This window comes from Flavobacterium sp. FlaQc-30 (assembly GCF_044005885.1).
In the GTDB taxonomy this organism is placed as follows: domain Bacteria; phylum Bacteroidota; class Bacteroidia; order Flavobacteriales; family Flavobacteriaceae; genus Flavobacterium.
Genome location: NZ_JBIPCO010000003.1, coordinates 233,245 through 250,742, shown reverse-complemented (window position 1 = coordinate 250,742; position 17,498 = coordinate 233,245). Strand labels below are relative to the sequence as shown.

Sequence of the window (17,498 nt, the reverse complement as noted above, 5' to 3'; positions counted from 1 at the left end):
ATAAAATTAAAGTCCCATTCGGGGCTTTTTTTTTGATCTCTTAACAAAATTTCTCACCTCTTCACCTTTGCCCCTCTGTACCTCTGCCCCTTTACAACCAAACCAAAATAATAATCACGTGTTTCTTTTACATTTCTATTTTATATAGTACATTAGATTTCAAATCTGATGTATGAAAAATACCATTTCACAAAGAGTTGCCGACTTTTTAAAGAACTTCCCTCCCTTTAATTTTTTGCATCCAATGGATCTCGAAAAGCTTTCGGAACAAATCTCTATTGTTTATAAAGATAAAGATGCTGTTATTTTTGCCGAAAATGAAAAAACTCATGATTCCTTCTATGTAGTTCACAAAGGAGCAGTTGCACTTAAAAAGAGTCAAAAAAGCACTGTTTTAGATATGTGTGACGAAGGTGATATTTTTGGATTACGTCCGCTTTTAGCACAGGAAAATTATATTATGGAAGCCGTGGCACACGAAGAAACCATTCTATATGCAATTCCTATAGCCGTATTTAAGCCTTATGCGCTCGAAAATAGAAACATAGGCAATTTCCTGATTGAAAGTTATGCTTCAAATACTAAAAATCCTTATTCAGATATTCACAAAGACAAACTCTATGGCGATGATGATTTATTAAATGAAAACCGTCATTCAAATAATGATTCATTTGACTTAGCACCCATAAAATATTCAAAAAAAATTGTCACTTGCAGTCCTTCTACAACAGTAAAAGAAATTGCAAAAATCATGAACACTAAAAAAGTAGGCGCCATACTGATTGTTGACGAAATGCTGCCAATTGGTATTTTAACCGATAAAGATCTGCGAAACAAAATTGTTACTGGAGATTATTCGATCATGACTACTGCCGAAACAATCATGACAAAACCAGTAATTACGTATCCAAAAAAAATGACGGTTACTGAGGCTCAAATGGCGATGATGAAAAGTAATATCAGTCATTTATGTCTTACCAAAGATGGAACTGTAAATACAAAAGCGGTAGGAATTTTATCGAAACACGATGTAATGGTTGCGCTTGGAAATAATCCAGCCGTTTTGATTAAAGCTTTGAAAAGAGCTAAAAAAACCAAAGAAATAAAACCTATTAGAAATCGTATTATGCAACTTCTTCAAGGATATTTAGATCAAAATATTCCGATGACATTGATTTCTAAAATCATAACAGAACTCAATGAAGCCTGCACAACACGCGTAATCGAAATTTGTATCGAAAAAATGAGCAGTCCGCCGCCTGTAAAATTTGCATGGCTGGCTCTAGGAAGTCAAGGACGAGGAGAACAAATGCTGCATACAGATCAAGACAATGCAATTGTATACGAAAATGTTTCAGATGTTTTTAAAGATGAAACTAAAATTTACTTTTTAAAGTTTGCTGCATTGGTCAATAAAGGTTTATTTGATATTGGTTACGATTATTGTCCTGCCGAAATGATGGCTTCAAACCCTAAATGGTGTATGAGTCTAGATGAATGGAAAGCCCACGTACATCATTGGATTACAAATCCAGGGAAAAATGAGGTTTTACTGTCCTTTATTTTCTTTGATTATAGTTTGACGTATGGCGATGCCGAAATTGCAAATCAACTCTCCGATTTTATTTTTGAAGACATAAAAGCCAATCCAATATTTTATGTTCATTTAGTAAGCGGAGCATTGCAAAACCCGTCTCCAACAGGTTTCTTCCGACAGTTTCTTGTAGAGCAAGACGGTGCAAACAAAGATAATTTCGATATTAAAAGACGAGCTTTAATGCCTTTAACAGATGCTGCGCGAGTATTAATTTTATCACATTCTGTTAAATCAATCAGCAATACTGCCGAGCGTTTTGAAAAACTGGCAGAATTAGAACATAATAATAGAGAACTTTATTTATCCTGTTCCTACTCCTTTAAAGCTTTATTAAAATTTAGAACTAAACAAGGGCTTTTGCACCATGATTCAGGGCAGTTTATTGCTTTAGAATCTTTATCTAAAATGGAAAAAATTAAACTGAAACGTACTTTTAAAACTATAAAAGAACTTCAAGAACTGATCTCGATACGATTTAATATTTCAAATTTAGTATAGGGATGGGTTTATTTAATTTTTGGAAAAAAGACGACGAACTCTTCGATGAAAGCATCACTATCGAAGAAACGCGATTTGTAGTTCTGGATACCGAAACAACGGGATTCGACTACGAAAATGATCGAATTTTATGCATTGGTGCGTTAGTGCTGCAAAACAATGTAATTTCTATTCAGGAAACACTTGAAATTTATCTTCAGCAAGATCATTACGACAAATCGACTGCCCAGATTCACGGAATATTAAGAGATTTTGTTTTACAACGTCCAAGTGAACTAGAGGCTTTACAGCAGTTTTTAACTTTTTTAGGAGACTCTATTATTGTTGCACATCATACTATTTTTGATATAACAATGATAAACAAAGCATTAGAAAGAAATAATCTGCCGCAGTTAACTAATAAAACTTTAGATACGGCGTATTTGTACAAAAAAACGCTAATTAAATCTCATTTGTTTGAACGCAAAGATCATTACACTTTAGACGATCTTGCAGATAAATTTGATATTTCAAAAAAAGACAGACATACAGCTTTGGGCGATGCTTACATCACTGCAATCGCTTTTTTGAAAATTGTAAAAAAATTAAAAGAGAAAAAAGAAATTTCTTTAAATCAGCTTTTTAAATAATTTTAAGATTTTATTAATACTCTAAAATTTACATTAGACTTAAAAATTTACCATTTAGTAATCTTTGACTTATTATTTATTAGCAATAAGAAAAAACTAGCGTAACATATATTTTGTTTTTCGAGGATAGCTTTGCCTCAATCAAAAAAAACAAAAACACATATGAAAACTACTTTTTTAAAATCAGTTGCATTGCTTGGAATTACAGGTCTTTCTGTAATTAGCTGCCAAAATGACGACAAAGATTCATCAAAAGATGTAAACGCTGCTATCGACTTTACTTCACACTCAAAAGTTCCTGCTTTTGTATTTCCGATGGCAGGTTTTGAAAACCTTAAAATAAGCACTTTAATTGCAAGTTCTGACGTTCTTCCAGATTCTCCTAAATTTGTTTATGGTGCGCAGCCTGATGGTGCTGGATTAATGAAAAATCCAACTGGAGAAGGTTATATTATGATTACAAATCATGAAATCCTGCAATCAGTTTCTAGAGTTTATTTAGACAAAACTTTTAAACCTGTAAAAGGAGATTATCTTGTTGACGGAGTTGGAGGTTTAACACGTTTATGCTCTGCAACTTTAGCAACACCAGAAATTCACGGATTTGGTCCTATCTTTTTAACTGCTGGAGAAAGCGGACAAGAAAGTATGGTTCACGGAATTAATCCGTTAGGACAATCATCAGACAAAAGCAGAACAGATAGAGTTTTACCAGCTTTAGGAAAAGCAAGTATGGAAAATGCAGTTCCGCTTCCTAAAGAAGCTTATCCAGGAAAAACTGTTATCCTTATTGGAGAAGATCAATCGTATGCAACTTCACACGTAAGTGCAGGACAATTGATTATGTATATGAGTTCTACTGTTGGAGATTTAAGTAATGGTAAATTATATGCTTTAAAAAGAACAGACGGGAATCAAGTAGAAACTACAATGAAACTGAACAATTCTTATCCTGTTCAGTTTGTTGAAATCCCGAATGCTAAAAACTTAACTGGAGCTGTAATTAATACAACTGTTAATGACTTAAAAGCAATTCGTTTTTCAAGAGTTGAAGATGTAGATTACAGAAAAGGAAGTGCAAGCAACAACAGAGAAGTTTATTTTACAGCAACTGGTCAAGCAACAAACAATGCACCTGTTGACGGATATACAATGTGGGGAAGAGTTTATAAATTAAAAATGGACGCTGCAGATCCTTTAAAAGGAACTTTAGAATTGGCTGTTGAAGGTGATAGTACTCCAGGAACTGGAATCATCAACCCAGATAACTTATGTGTAACTGAAAACTTCGTTTACATTCAGGAAGATGGTGATAGTTATTATGCTGATGCTAAACACGATTCGTACATCTGGCAGTACAATATCGCTACAAAACAAAACAAACCTTGGTTGAACATGAACCACAAAAGAACAGATACGGCTTGGAACGCTCTTTACAACCAAACTGGTGAAATGAGATTTGGAAGCTGGGAATTTGGAGCAATGGAAGATATATCTGATATCATTGGTGTTCCTGATACTTTTACGGTAAATATTCACCCTCATACTTGGCAGAGTGATGCGTTTAAAAACGCTGATGGTTCTGGAACTCAAACAAACAAAGAGGGCGGACAAACTGTAATTATTAGAAACGTACAACGATAATAAATACAGCCAAAATCTATCAACAACCCTTATTTTCTAGATAAGGGTTGTTTCTATTACAATACTATTATGAAATTAAAGCACTTTACTTTTCTACTTCTGACACTTTGTTTTTTCTTTTCATGTCAAAAAAATGAAGTTTCAAAAACGACCATAAAACAAGATTTATTAGTTGACTTAACCAAGTTAAACAATGAAATTGTAAAATTTCAGAAGCTGATAACAAATACCTCATCGCAAAAAGAAATTGTTGAACAGTTTAAAAAATCACGTCTGGCTTATAAAAAAGTCGAATGGGCAATTGAATACTTTGCGCCTGAAACGGCAAGATTTATGAATGGTCCTGCTTTAGACGAAATGGAGCTTGAAGAAAACAGATCATTTGAACCTCATGGCTTTCAGGTTATCGAAGAAATGATTTATCCAGAATATGATGCTGAAAACAATCCCGATATAATTAAAGAATTGAATATTTTTCAATCTAATATTAAACAGCTCAAAAGTACTTTTGAAGTTATTACAATTAGTAACGATTATGCACTAGACGCTATTCAACAAAATGTTTTTAGGGTTATTACACTTGGAATTACAGGTTTTGACAGTCCAATTTTACAATCTTCAATTCCAGAAGCGGCCGAAAGTTTGATTGTAATTTCAAAATCGCTTGAAAAAATTAATGCCGGCAATACATCATTATCAGAACTAAAGAAATTAACTGCAAAAGCGCAAAAGTACTGCACTGAAAACAATAATTTCAATGCTTTTAATCGTGCCTTTTTTATAACGGAATATCTAAATCCGATTTCAAAAAATATTAAAGCTTTTCAGAAAGAAGAAAATATTAAAAATGTAAAAAAGAGCAGTCCATTAAATCCAGCTATTGAAACTTTATTTGATAAAAATGCGTTTGATGTTAATGCTTTTGTACTATCTGACGAGTATAATTTTACAAAAGAAAAAGCTGTTTTAGGAGAAAAATTATTTTATGATAAAGGTCTTTCTAAAAGCAATGATCGAAGCTGCGCCTCCTGTCATCATCCTGAAAAAGCATTTACAGACGGCTTAAAAACAAACGTTTCTTTGACTGGTTCCAATTTAGCCCGAAACACTCCTACTCTAACCTATGCTTCTTTACAAAATGCTCAATTTTGGGATATGCGCCAATTAGATTTAGAAAAACAAAGTGTAGATGTTATTCAAAATAAAGATGAGATGCATGGTTCTATGGAAAATATTCATGCGAAGATTCAATTGGATAATGACTATGTAAAACTATTTAAAAAGGCATATCCAAAAACTTCAAAACCAGAAGCTTGGCAGATTCAAAATGCTATTGCTAGTTATGTTCGTTCTTTAAATGCATTCGATTCTCAATTTGATGAATATATGCGAGGGAATAAAAATAGTCTTAACAATGAAGAAATAGAAGGAATGAACCTTTTTATGGGAAAAGCAAAATGCGCAACTTGTCATTTTACGCCATTATTTAACGGAACAGTTCCGCCTAGTTATTCTAAAACGGAACACGAAGTTATTGGAACTCCAAATGAAGCTTCAGGAAAAACATTAAGTCCGGATAAAGGTCGTTATCTATATAACAAAATGCCGCAATTAGTTGGTGCCTTTAAAACTCCAACTGTACGAAATGCAGCAGTTACAGCTCCATATATGCACAACGGCGTTTTTAAAACCCTCGAAGAAGTAGTTTCTTTTTACAATAAAGGCGGCGGGCAAGGTCTAGGTTATGAAGTCGAAAATCAAACGCTTCCTTTTGATAAATTGAACCTAACTGTAAAAGAAGAAAAAGCGCTCGTTGCTTTTATGAAAACACTTACGGACAAGAAATACCAGTAAAACCAAAATAATTTTCACAACAAAAACGGCCAAAAATTATCTTTTTGGCCGTTTTACATTTAATCAACAAACATTCGATACGGAAACACATTTGAAGATCTGTTTTTTAGATTCTTCATGAAGCTTTCGCATAAATAGCTCCACTCAGAATCCGACAAATACTGTTTCTCCTCAGGATTTGTTTTAATATAAATATCAACTGTTCGGCTAAAACCTGCTTTTACAGAAATTTCTTTTCGTGTGCCTTTTTCGATTTTAATATCTTCAACTGAACTTTTAAAATGACTAAATCCAAAGGCTTTAATATCGGCAAATGTTACGATTCTGCCGCGAGTCAGTAAGGCATTCCTGTAAGCTAGAATTCTGTCTTTGTTACTTTGTTTATTTAAACCACCAGCTGTATTAGTCATTAGAGTTGTTGTCTCACTTACAAAAAATAAATCATCTTTACATTCCAAAACAGTTCCTGCCTTAATATCATTTCCTTCTTCTGCACATGTAGACCAATAACTAATCTTGAATCCTTTCCCTATTGATTCATCTGCTTTGGGTTTAATCATTAAATAAGGATCATTATTCTTAGAAAAATCACGTTCCTTCGCCTGCTGTTCTACCGAAGCCAGTAACTGATTGATTTCAATCAACGAACTGTTCATAAAATCTTTTCCTAAACCTGCAAAAGAAGAGCTTTCGTCTTTTAATAAATCTAAAACATTTTGAAGCAATTCAGAAGCTGTTCTAGAATCAAATCTAGAAACTCCTCCAGTTCTTAATACTGCATTTCCCTCTTCTAAAATACCTTCTTTAAACTCCTTTATCTCATAATGTCTGTTAAGTCCATCTACAACAGTGTCTATATCCAGAAAAATATCATTCTTTGTGTCTAAAGCAATATAAGATAAAAAAGTTCCCAGTGGCTTACTAAGTGTATGCCTCTTTTTATTAATTACGGGAATACAGTTTGCTGTAAAAGAAACATTATCAATAATTTGAGGAACTAATGATTCTGGAAATATCATTTTTAACCAAATCACTGGTTTTTCACTTTTATCTATTACTACTTCAAATGGCTTATAATCAGCCGCATACTCTTTTATGTTTTTATGTTTTAAAACTCCTTTTAAAGTATAAAAATTATCAAAGTAAAATGCATTTACTTCCTGCATTACTTCAGTAAGATTCGAATAATTGTTATTGATAATACCTTCAACATCAAGATTATTAAGAGGTACATTATACCCCTCTTTTACTTCTATTTCTTTATCGTCAAGAAAACATTTCATTTGTTTTAAATAATAATGAAACATTTCTTTCTGGTGGGTATTTTTAATATCAATATACAGCATTAAATCTTCAAGCTCTGATACCTTTTGGTCGCCTAATTCAATTCCTAAAACAATCTCTCCCGATGGCAGAGTATGATTATAATCTCTAACAATGTCTTTGTAAAAAAGATTGGAAATTTGATACAGATTCCTTTCGTAAGCAATATATTTTATTTCGCAGGCAGATAGCTTTACTTCGAGAGTTGGAGCAAGCACAATATCTTTTGTAATTGGCGCCAATGGATTATAAATATTATGAATCCTTCTGCTTGCTGTCATTTGATTCTGCAGAGAAACTTTAATATTATTTTCTATTGGCAATGCATGAACAATCGCTCTTGAGGGTTTTGCTCCAGATGTTACTTCTGGAAACATAATTTCTAAAACCCTTTCAACAATACGGGTTTTAGAATCTTCGAGTTCATGAGCTACTTTTTCGAGTTCATACGATAACGCATTCAGCATCATCGCTACTACAGGATCAAATGAAGTTTCCATTTCAACATCTGAAAATCCCCATGATCTTGCTGCTCTTTTTAATACTCTGTCTTTTATTCGTTCTTGTCTCATTGCTTAACTTCTTTAAACTTGTTTAGAATTACTGAATGATTTTATTTAGAGGTCACTATCGCTCTTAAACATATAAATGGGGCTTCTTTTCGGCTTACTATTTTTACCTTTCTCCCGAAAATCTGGTTTTCGAAACACACTCTTAATAACATAACCCTGCCGTTTTAAATTTATAATACAATTAGAATTTGAGTTTACTTCTATCACAAAATAACCAATGCTGTCAGTCTTTGTACTTTTATCATTGATGTTTACAGTAACATTTTGAATAGGTTTTCCAGTATCAAAATCATAGATATAACCTGAGAATTTATTATGTGTACAACTGCATAAAAGAAATGCAATTATGATAAGTTTTATTTTCATTTATAAATTTTGATAATATTTTGCATGTTTTATTTGCAGTTAAAAAAAATATAAGAAAAAATATGTTTTTTTGTTTAGAAATTAAATAAGTCTTTTAATCATTCCTCTTTTATTAAAAACTAGACTTTATCAACATACCGCCGCATGAAAGGATTCTCGCGGGAGCGGGATACCGGTTTTTTTCTTTGTACATAAACAAAACAAAATATACTTTTTTATCGTTATTTTAAACGCAACTTTTCCATATATGGATTTTCTACGACCTCTAGGATATAGTTATTGACTTCTATTATTGTCAACACTTTGAATTTAATTTGCTTGCCAGTAATTTTTCCTGTTTTTAAAAATCTTTCAAAAAGTAAGTAATATAAACCAATGAAGATGCCAAACAGAAATACTAACAAAAAATTTAATAGGCTAACCTCGTTTTTCTGAATCTTAATATATTCATCTATTTGTGAAGCGGTTATGTCTGGATATTCATCTAATCTTGCAACTAAATATTCTGATTTACGATCTGTGGCTATCTTTTCAATTGTTTCTATATTACGATTATGAATAAAAATGAATTCTTTTCCTGAATTTATATTATTCACATTGTCTTTAAAACTATTAATAAGTAGGATAGATCTTTTCAGTATGTCAAGTTCTCTCTCTGTAATCATTGTTTTTTTATTAATATTATTTGCTCGTACGAACTTCCCGTTCGTGAACACTTCATTATTTTAATTAAAAGGAATGTTATACGAGCGGGGACATAATAATTATCTATAATTATTGATGAAAGAAAATTGAAAACTTCTGTCTTTATTTTTCTTTTCTTTTAAAAAGGCACTCGCTCTCAAACGAATCCCTTCGTGTGTGGCACGTTGCGCTTAAAATAGCAAATACAATAAACTTTTTTTCTACTTTCTTTTTGTGTTACTATATATTTCTAATCTATAAGGCGACTTTCAGCATATCGCCACACGAAAGGATTCGTGCGGTAGCAGGGCTATCGGGGCGTGGCACTATTCTCTAATTATCAAAAAGAAATTCAAAATCTAAAAAATTATCTTTAACATTATTTGGATCATAATAAAAACTTAATTCTTTTTGTATTGCTAGTTTCATTCGAAGTATCTCAGGTTCCATATCTATTCTATACTCTTCTCTAAAATGAACATTATCAAATACCTTTGTAAGAGTTAACACATTAAGATTCACATCTACATATTCATTATGCGAATTTCTACCATTCCCCACCTCAACCTCCTCTACCCAACAGTTTGTTTTTATCTCAAGCTCATTGTAACTAACATGTATTCTTTTCCCAATTTTTCTAAGTCTAGTTCGAGCTTCTTCACCCTCATTTATTAATTTATTCTCCTCATCTTTAGCAATTCCCCTCAAAATAAGAGCTATAAAAAGTGAAACAATTATACCAACCCAACCTATACTATGATTGCTATGGTATAAAAAAATAATTATTTTTAACACAATACTTCTTTTTTTAAATTATAGAATTTCATCGTTATTTAATTTTTGTTGCTTTACTTTTCATTTAAATAAGGTTTTACCTTTAAACTTACTTATAAAGAATTAATTGAAACTACATGTTTACATCGTACCATTCTATTCTCTGACGAAGTCGAAAGTTTTCCTGACCACGAATTCTCGCAAGAAAATAAATTTTGTCTCCCGATTTTTCGTAATCATTAATTGGCTCATTATTATCTTCTCTAAATTTATCACATGATACTAATTTTATAATATCACCTGATTTTAAATTATCTATGGACTTGAAAATATGATACTTTTTCAATAATTCCTTTGTTTCTTGTTCAGACAATAGATGTCTTTTATTTTTGATTAATAAATTTATTTTTTGATTTATCGGAAATATAGTATCAGTAGAATCTTTTGGTACAATTTTAAAAATTTGTTTTGTTTTATCTATTTTATTATAAACCTCAAAATCAAAATAATCTTTATCTAAAACTCTTCTATCTATATAATAAATCCAAGAAATAGAATTAATGCTTGAATTTATTGTAATTTCAAATTCAACAGGAATACTTAATAAAAAACACCTTTTCAAAGTTTTTTCCTCAATGTAACTACCTTCAATAGTTACTTTTTCATTAGTACTAATCTGTTTTACTTCGATAGGATCTTTTTTCTTACATGATAACATCAAAAAACATGTAAAAAAATACAAATAGATGTGCTTCATAGCTTAATATATAATCAAAAGCTCTTTATTTTTTAATTTTTATTACCAATGTATTTTAAAATCATGCGAATTAAAAAACTCTTCTCCTTTACAACTTGTAGTAATTCTAATTTTATCATCAACTCTTCTTAATTCCTTTAAAATTTTAATATTATCTTTTCTAAATTTATCATAGGAAATTAAGTATATAGTATCTCCATTTTTTAAATTGCTCAAAGATTTTCTTTTATTATACTTTGTTAATAATTCTTGAGCATCATTTTTTGAAATTAAATGATTTCTCTCTCTAATAACAATCGAAAAGGTGTTCTTAGACATTAAGTATGGTTTAAAATCAAATATTGGCTTATTACTAGCTTTATCATATACAACATATTCAGATACCATACTTAAATACTTCTTATTTATAAAATAATCAATATCTAAATATTTTAAATTCAAATTATTAATTGTTATTTGGTATTCATTTGGCAAGCTTATCAGCAAACTATCTTTTAATGGTGACCTTTTAGAATCTAATGCCAATAAGACTTGTTCGTTTGAAACAACTTCCCTTAAAAAATATGATTCCTTTTTTTTGCAAGAACTTATAAGGAGCGTTACAACACACATATATATAAAATATTTCATCATAATTAATTTATAAAAATACAATCGATTATTATTTTAGTCGTTTTATCAACTTCATCATTTTTTTTATAATAAAAAACATCATATAGTTGAGACTCTGATTGATTTTTGGAATAAAAAGCTATCATATCTTCTAAATTTTTAAAATCACCTCGAAATAATTTATTCAAAGTCGTTTGATTTATTTTAAACATTTTAAATGCATAACGTTTTTCTTTTCCTCCACTACTTTGCAAAAATTCATTAACCCCTTTAATCCCTTTATCCTTAGCTTTTTCGGCTAAATCATGAACTGGAATATCCCAAGATTCTTTTATTGACTCTAACAGTTCTGGTGCCACTACTGCCATTAAAAAATCTGCAGGCGCAAAACCTATCATTATTGTTTCCGGATGTTCATCCATAGCATATTTAAGTACATCAGAAAAACCAAAAATACTTACCAAATCTCTCGAGGCATTGGCAACTTTGTTAAAAAGACCAACGTCTTTAAAATAATCCAACTGACTTATTCCTTTTGTAGTAACTAGTTTGCCTTCTTTTCTGTAACCAAAATTAGCAGCTTTAGTAATGGTGTAGAGCTCTCCGCTGTTATCAAAAACTGGTTTTGTATATATCCTTCGACTAAATTCTATTTTACCTAAATTATTTGCTAGATAACCTTTTTCAAGCTGTTGAACTGCAATAGTATGCTGTACTTTGTCTCTGTATTTTTGCACTACTTCACCAACAGTTCCATAAAACTCACTTTTTAGTTTGTTTTTTATCTCTTGAAGCTCACTTTCTAAAAGTTTATTTGATTCATTAATTAATCCAATTCCTGCCGAGAAAACTACAATATTGCCATCTGCAGTTCGTATTTCAGGGAAACCATAATCTCTGTAAGCCGGTTTTATTATTAGTGTTTTTTCAGAAAAATAAACTCTTAACAAAAATCTTTCAGAATTCCATTCGATACCATTATAATTCCACTTCCAATAAAAATCTAAACAGCCATCGGTCAGCATTCCTTTTTCTGCTGCAATATCATCACTCCATGCAGGATCAAGAAGCAATTCAATCGTTATTCTTTTTTTTCCATTTACTTCCCTAACTTTTCCTTTTACAAAAACTTTTTTTCCATTAAATTCATCATCATCAGGATTAAAACAATCATGAAAGAGGAACATATCAAAATCCCACAGTTGGAAAACAATTTCGGTACCTGTTGGTACTTTATTACTAACATTTAAATGAAAATAAATTATCTCATCTAAATGAGCTTTCGGTCCTCTGGAATCTCTCTTTAAATATTTCTCGCCTTCATAATCATAAGTATACCATCCTGTTGCAAAAAACTTATCATTTTCTTCTTGCCATTCATAATCACCAACGTGAACACCTTCTTCAACACCATGAAAATTAACTTTTTTTGCTGCTGAAAAAGTAACATCACCTTTTGTGGCAATTATGTTCATATCGCCTTTAGAAGTCCAATTAGATTCGCCTAAAATAATACGGGTTATTTTTCCTCCTTCACTCATATTTAAAAGAAATTAGAATTTTCACCCGAATTGGTACTTATTTTTTTTTGTCCCTGTACATTAATATTATCATCAGTTGCATGTTTTTGAATGGCACCTGCCTGTTCTTGTATAATCTCAGCATGGGAATTTCTTTTTCCTACGGCAGATTCATTTATATCAAATGCAGTAAGATTATAATCTCCAACAGCACTTTGGGTCATAATTCCGCCTGCTTTACTTGTATGATTTACTCCTGCAGTCTCTGAAATATCCTGTCCCGCATTAGATGTTATATCTCTTCCCGCCGTCATAATAATATCCTCACCAGCATCAAACTCGATATTTTTAGGCGCTTTAAATCTTATATTACCATCACCATGAACAACTGCAATGGTTTCTCCCATTTTACTTTCTATTGTAATATCTCCTGTAGCATCATCAGAAATAATTCTGTTTCCGCTTCGGGTTTGTATTACTTTTAAATCATTTTTTTCAGTAGCATAACCGCTTTTTGCCTGGCCATTATAATGTGCCCCCATAACATAAGGATTCTGTGCATTGCCATCTTCAAAACCAACCAGCACTTCCTCGCCAATTTCTGGTATCAAATAGGAACCTTTTCCTGCTCCTGTGTGCGGCTGAATCATTCTGATCCACTGACTTGTTTTGGTCCCTGATGCCCAATAAAATTCTACTTTTACTCGACCAAGTCCTTCGGGATCGTTATTGTCTCTTATCTTTGCTGGCTGTGTTTCTGCTTTAGCAAAAACTTTTGTATTGGTATAATGCGGTGCCGAAACATCGTCTGGAATGGCTTTGAACTCGCAGGTATAATTTCCATGCACTTCTGAGTGGTGTATGGCTTCTATACAAACTAAATGGTGTTCGATGGTTTGGTTTACAATGGTAAAAGTCTGCCCTAATCCTAAAGGGAAATAAGAGATTCCGCTGTAGTACACACTGTTTGCATCACTTCCTGCTGTCTGCAGTGTGATCATTTCTTGTATTTCTTCTTTATTTTGTGCATTGTTGGTGTACGCTCCAACACTCAATTCGCCTTGTGTTATGGTGCTTTGGTTAAATCCTACAATAGAAGCAAAACTGTCTTTACTGCCTGTGGCGGTTCTTTCTGATGCGTCACGAATGCCTGCTGCATTTTTATAATCATAACCCGCTAATGAAATGTTATGTGCAGTCATATTGGCTTGTATCTTAAAACTATGCATGGAAGCTCCGTTGATGAGTTTAACCTTGGAGTTTTTAAGCTGTCCGAACTGCATGCGCATTCCGTCAAAATAAAACCATTGTCCGTATCGAGCTGCCAGTCTTTTAAGAAACTCAAAATTGGTCTCATTGTACTGCGCCATATAATTGAATTCTTTCAAATAAGTTGATCTGATAGCATCTCTCTGATAAAACTCTGTTGGCCCTTCTGACAATAGATCTATAACAATATCATCCATCCCTCTTTCTAGATAAGTTCTGGATTTTGGCATATCGTCAATTACTTTGCTGTGGCTTATTCCTGTAATATGTAGACCAGCGGCACTGCCGTGCCTGTCTATTGAAGCGACCTCAGTAATGATTCCTTTACTCATCAGCCTGATTCCGGTCAGACTTTTGAAAGTAAAAATGACTTCATCGCCAATGTATTTTCGCATGGCTTGCGCCTGATCAACGGGATTTATAACTGCTTTACCTGTATATTGCCAGACAAATGAAAAATGGTGATGATCTGCCATTTTTTGCGACAGCATTAAATCGTAATAAATAATGTTCTGTGTAAAATCACCAATAGTAATATGTACTTGATCTGAGAAATGTGCCATAATGAAATAGTATTTTTATTATATTAAAAACTTAATCTAAAGCAATCCAGTTATTGGAGAATTTTGCATCTCCAAAAGTCAAATCTTTAGTTACTAATTCCATCGTGATTTTCATAGGTACTTCGGTCGTACTGGTAAATTGTTCATGATAACTGATACAAAATGCCTTTTCAAATGTTAGTTCTTTCATCTTACTTAAGGCATCTCTTCTATAAAAAATAATTTTTCCGTCTTTGGTTAAATCACTATTTAACATCCATGACAGAAAAAGACTGTTTTGTGTTGCCTCAATTATTACTTTTATAATGCCTCCTTTGGCATTTCCTGTTGGTTTACTAGAGGTGTCAATATCTTGTTTAAAATCTATATTAAATTCAAGTACATTATATTCTTCTCCGTCGATATGTAATTTTGATAAAAAGCTCATTTTTATATATTTTTAAGTTAATTGATTAGTCATTTAGCAAAAAAGGAAGTCCTTTAAAAAGACTTCCTTTAATAGTTTTCAAGCTTAATCAAGTTTGATAAAGTCTTTAAGTGTTATACCCAAGCATTATCAAACTCGCCTCCGCCCATCGAAATCTTACGTGCAGAAATCATAAAAGTCTCCGTTAATGGATTCTCACTGTTATGATCAAAGTTTTCTTTGTACTTAACCATGTAAGCCTCTGTAAATTTCAACTCTTTTAGAGTAGCATTTGAATCGCGTTTAATGAATTTTACTGACCCATCTTTTCTTTCGAAATTGTTAGTCATCCATTCAAACAATTCAGTGCTTCCTGTTGATTCTACTTCGATCATGATTCTTCCTCCACGTGTTACTGTAGAAGGACGCCCAGAAGCATCTGTTTCTTGAGCTAAATCATAACTTACGTTAAGCACTTTGTAATCTTTTCCTGCAACTGTTAATGATGTTAAAAACGACATAATAAAAATTTTTAGTTATTAATTTATTTATTCATAATGTAAATATATAATTTATTTCTTACTTTTTAATAAAAATACTTAAAATTTATATTACAAATTATAAAATCCAGTTCAAAAAGCCTACAATGAGGTTTTCTTACAAAAAAATTATTGATATGACAATGGACCAACAAAAAAATAACCTCGAAAATCAAAATTTCTATTGGTACTTTTGATAGTTGCTGTAATAATTATATCAACTTTTTTTTTCGTTCTTCGCACATTATCAACAAAAAAGAATTTTTCTGTCAATTCTACTACAAGTTCCACCACCTTAATTCTATTTTCATGTAAGAGCAATGATTGTTTCATTGTTTTCGAAATGATTTCTTTCAATTCATTTTCATTCATCAATAAATCAAAATCAATTTCCCAGATTCGCGACCCAAAAGTTTCGTCAAATTTGCATTCTCCAAAAGTGGTTGTTGCTAGTAATATTATCTGCTGTGCTATCGAATGCTCGATTGATGTTTTTTCAAGTTCCTTTTTTTGAACAATTGCATTAAAATCAATAGGCAGTTTGTAAAAAGCTCCTTTCATCGTTGTGTTCTTTTTAAATGTAAATCAGCTTTTCTGTTTGTCCTTGTTTGTTAGTTTCTACAGCTTTAGAAACGGTTTTTCGTTTTATAATATAAAGTTTTACTTTGGGTGTAAGCTTCAAAAACTTTTCACGATACAAAATATCTCCAATAAAACGCTGTCCTTTGTTTTCATCAACGATTACAAAATAACTTGTTCCTTTTTGCATTTTAAGATGGTTAACATCACCAGCAAAAATCTGAATATGCTGCTCTTCGTTTTGAAAGGTATATGTTAACTCGTCGTGGCTCAATTTTCTGAATTTTGAAATATCGTAAGTTTCAACAGCCTCTTTTAGAGGTTCAAAAGCTATATTTTCGAACAGAAAATTCTTTGTTTCTAAAAATTTGAGTCCTAAGAAACTCCACAGGCCTTTTTTTGTTTTTTGTTCCTTAAAAAAATAGGTATCTCGAGTTACCTGATACATTTCCTTTTCTTCTGTTTTATCATCTGTAACTATCATTTGATAGGTGGGAATTTCGATTTCAGCAGGAACTTTTGACTCTCCTAAATTGGTTTTTAAATGTATAGTTCCAATTTGTTTTTCAGAAATTACGATACTGATAATATGCTGTTTTAAAGCTGAATCTGTTCTTACTACAACTTCTCCTTCCCCATCTCCAGCGTAAAAAACGGAACCTTTATTATCGGTTAACCCTAATGAAAGATTTAATTCAGGAATTGACATATTTTTTAATTTTTCGAGGATTATTAATTAAAACCGTTTAACGTTTTTTTATTTTATACAATTTCAAACAATTCAAATACTCTTTAATGTTTTGATTGTCTTTACTGTTTGGACTAAACTCGTAATCTTTTTTTAGCGTAAAAAATTTGATCGAATTAATGCTGTTGTTCATTAATTTCTTAAAATCTCTTCTTCTTAATTGTATTATTGCTGTACCATCACAATTAACAGAATAGGAATTTTTCAGCACATACATTTCTCCCGTTTTAAAATACAGTTCCAAAGGCTGTTTCTGTTTTACACAAACATTATCTGTGAAAATTTTAAAATAGAGATAAATTTTATTCTCTCGTTTTCCAAATTGTAAAACCGAATATTCGAAATTTTCATTAAAAACACGCAGTAAAATTGGAGGTGCACTTGCAAAGTTTTTCCCTTTAAGCAATAACTCATTTTGCGAAATAGGACAATTTAAGGTGTCTATAGTATTTATTTTTTGCGCCGAAACTAAATATGGAATAGAAAGTAAGACAGTCAAAAATAAAATTTGAAGTGCTCTCATATATTTGATTTTATAATTCAAAAGATCAATGTTTTGATTAA

16 protein-coding genes are annotated in these 17,498 nt (G+C 31.6%); 4 read left to right on the top strand and 12 right to left on the bottom strand.

The features are described 5' to 3' along the window. Window positions 1-172: 172 nt before the first annotated feature. The 4 genes from ACHRV0_RS09110 to ACHRV0_RS09095 all read left to right on the top strand — a co-directional run bounded on the left by ACHRV0_RS09110 (window position 173) and on the right by ACHRV0_RS09095 (window position 6,222). Entirely contained in the window at window positions 173-2,095 is a 1,923-nt protein-coding gene (locus ACHRV0_RS09110) for a DUF294 nucleotidyltransferase-like domain-containing protein (RefSeq protein WP_395440625.1), read from the top strand. Window positions 2,096-2,097: 2 nt separating this feature from the next. Further along, window positions 2,098-2,724, top strand: a complete 627-nt coding sequence (locus ACHRV0_RS09105) for a PolC-type DNA polymerase III (RefSeq protein ID WP_395440623.1) — start codon at window positions 2,098-2,100, stop codon at window positions 2,722-2,724. A gap of 162 nt (window positions 2,725-2,886) precedes the next feature. Next, window positions 2,887-4,368, top strand: a complete 1,482-nt coding sequence (locus ACHRV0_RS09100; protein WP_129025120.1) for a hypothetical protein — start codon at window positions 2,887-2,889, stop codon at window positions 4,366-4,368. A 69-nt stretch (window positions 4,369-4,437) separates the two neighbouring features. After that, entirely contained in the window at window positions 4,438-6,222 is a 1,785-nt protein-coding gene (locus ACHRV0_RS09095; RefSeq protein ID WP_395440621.1) for a cytochrome-c peroxidase, read from the top strand. Between the two features lie 59 nt (window positions 6,223-6,281). On the opposite strand, the gene ACHRV0_RS09090 is transcribed toward ACHRV0_RS09095, so the two are convergent. The 12 genes from ACHRV0_RS09090 to ACHRV0_RS09035 form a co-directional block, all read right to left on the bottom strand. Next, window positions 6,282-8,117, bottom strand: a complete 1,836-nt coding sequence (locus tag ACHRV0_RS09090; RefSeq protein WP_395440619.1) for a type VI secretion system baseplate subunit TssF — start codon at window positions 8,115-8,117, stop codon at window positions 6,282-6,284. A 587-nt stretch (window positions 8,118-8,704) separates the two neighbouring features. Then, window positions 8,705-9,148: a hypothetical protein gene (locus ACHRV0_RS09085; protein WP_395440617.1), complete on the bottom strand. Its 444-nt coding sequence runs from the start codon at window positions 9,146-9,148 to the stop codon at window positions 8,705-8,707. Between the two features lie 352 nt (window positions 9,149-9,500). Further along, window positions 9,501-9,962 (bottom strand): hypothetical protein, encoded by a 462-nt coding sequence (locus tag ACHRV0_RS09080; protein ID WP_395440615.1) that lies wholly within the window; start codon window positions 9,960-9,962, stop codon window positions 9,501-9,503. A 112-nt stretch (window positions 9,963-10,074) separates the two neighbouring features. After that, the gene (locus ACHRV0_RS09075; RefSeq protein WP_395440613.1) at window positions 10,075-10,659 is read right to left on the bottom strand and encodes a hypothetical protein; all 585 of its coding nucleotides are present in this window, start codon (window positions 10,657-10,659) and stop codon (window positions 10,075-10,077) included. Window positions 10,660-10,740: 81 nt separating this feature from the next. Next, entirely contained in the window at window positions 10,741-11,328 is a 588-nt protein-coding gene (locus ACHRV0_RS09070; RefSeq protein WP_395440612.1) for a hypothetical protein, read from the bottom strand. Between the two features lie 5 nt (window positions 11,329-11,333). Next, the gene (locus ACHRV0_RS09065) at window positions 11,334-12,851 is read right to left on the bottom strand and encodes a hypothetical protein (RefSeq protein ID WP_395440610.1); all 1,518 of its coding nucleotides are present in this window, start codon (window positions 12,849-12,851) and stop codon (window positions 11,334-11,336) included. 2 nt (window positions 12,852-12,853) lie between these two features. After that, window positions 12,854-14,662, bottom strand: a complete 1,809-nt coding sequence (locus ACHRV0_RS09060; protein WP_395440608.1) for a type VI secretion system Vgr family protein — start codon at window positions 14,660-14,662, stop codon at window positions 12,854-12,856. Window positions 14,663-14,693: 31 nt separating this feature from the next. Continuing rightward, window positions 14,694-15,089 (bottom strand): type VI secretion system tube protein TssD, encoded by a 396-nt coding sequence (gene tssD / locus ACHRV0_RS09055; protein ID WP_395440606.1) that lies wholly within the window; start codon window positions 15,087-15,089, stop codon window positions 14,694-14,696. A gap of 113 nt (window positions 15,090-15,202) precedes the next feature. Then, window positions 15,203-15,589 (bottom strand): type VI secretion system tube protein TssD, encoded by a 387-nt coding sequence (gene tssD / locus ACHRV0_RS09050; RefSeq protein ID WP_012025247.1) that lies wholly within the window; start codon window positions 15,587-15,589, stop codon window positions 15,203-15,205. 147 nt (window positions 15,590-15,736) lie between these two features. Further along, window positions 15,737-16,168 (bottom strand): GPW/gp25 family protein, encoded by a 432-nt coding sequence (locus ACHRV0_RS09045; protein WP_395411737.1) that lies wholly within the window; start codon window positions 16,166-16,168, stop codon window positions 15,737-15,739. A gap of 13 nt (window positions 16,169-16,181) precedes the next feature. Next, on the bottom strand, window positions 16,182-16,895 hold the full coding sequence (locus ACHRV0_RS09040) for a hypothetical protein (RefSeq protein ID WP_395440605.1): 714 nt from the start codon (window positions 16,893-16,895) through the stop codon (window positions 16,182-16,184). Window positions 16,896-16,932: 37 nt separating this feature from the next. Next, window positions 16,933-17,457 carry a hypothetical protein gene (locus ACHRV0_RS09035; RefSeq protein WP_395440603.1) on the bottom strand — a complete coding sequence of 175 codons (525 nt, stop codon included), beginning with the start codon at window positions 17,455-17,457 and terminating at the stop codon, window positions 16,933-16,935. Window positions 17,458-17,498: the final 41 nt, after the last annotated feature.

What these genes read in the sequence shown, in the direction of transcription:
- ACHRV0_RS09090 (WP_395440619.1), bottom strand. Translation starts at nt 8,117, where the DNA reads ATGAGACAAGAACGAATAAAAGACAGAGTATTAAAAAGAGCAGCAAGA.
- ACHRV0_RS09060 (WP_395440608.1), bottom strand. Translation starts at nt 14,662, where the DNA reads ATGGCACATTTCTCAGATCAAGTACATATTACTATTGGTGATTTTACA.
- ACHRV0_RS09045 (WP_395411737.1), bottom strand. Translation starts at nt 16,168, where the DNA reads ATGAAAGGAGCTTTTTACAAACTGCCTATTGATTTTAATGCAATTGTT.
- ACHRV0_RS09105 (WP_395440623.1), top strand. Translation starts at nt 2,098, where the DNA reads ATGGGTTTATTTAATTTTTGGAAAAAAGACGACGAACTCTTCGATGAA.
- ACHRV0_RS09035 (WP_395440603.1), bottom strand. Translation starts at nt 17,457, where the DNA reads ATGAGAGCACTTCAAATTTTATTTTTGACTGTCTTACTTTCTATTCCA.
- tssD (WP_012025247.1), bottom strand. Translation starts at nt 15,589, where the DNA reads ATGTCGTTTTTAACATCATTAACAGTTGCAGGAAAAGATTACAAAGTG.
- ACHRV0_RS09075 (WP_395440613.1), bottom strand. Translation starts at nt 10,659, where the DNA reads ATGTTATCATGTAAGAAAAAAGATCCTATCGAAGTAAAACAGATTAGT.
- ACHRV0_RS09065 (WP_395440610.1), bottom strand. Translation starts at nt 12,851, where the DNA reads ATGAGTGAAGGAGGAAAAATAACCCGTATTATTTTAGGCGAATCTAAT.
- ACHRV0_RS09085 (WP_395440617.1), bottom strand. Translation starts at nt 9,148, where the DNA reads ATGATTACAGAGAGAGAACTTGACATACTGAAAAGATCTATCCTACTT.
- tssD (WP_395440606.1), bottom strand. Translation starts at nt 15,089, where the DNA reads ATGAGCTTTTTATCAAAATTACATATCGACGGAGAAGAATATAATGTA.
- ACHRV0_RS09110 (WP_395440625.1), top strand. Translation starts at nt 173, where the DNA reads ATGAAAAATACCATTTCACAAAGAGTTGCCGACTTTTTAAAGAACTTC.
- ACHRV0_RS09040 (WP_395440605.1), bottom strand. Translation starts at nt 16,895, where the DNA reads ATGTCAATTCCTGAATTAAATCTTTCATTAGGGTTAACCGATAATAAA.
- ACHRV0_RS09095 (WP_395440621.1), top strand. Translation starts at nt 4,438, where the DNA reads ATGAAATTAAAGCACTTTACTTTTCTACTTCTGACACTTTGTTTTTTC.
- ACHRV0_RS09100 (WP_129025120.1), top strand. Translation starts at nt 2,887, where the DNA reads ATGAAAACTACTTTTTTAAAATCAGTTGCATTGCTTGGAATTACAGGT.
- ACHRV0_RS09070 (WP_395440612.1), bottom strand. Translation starts at nt 11,328, where the DNA reads ATGAAATATTTTATATATATGTGTGTTGTAACGCTCCTTATAAGTTCT.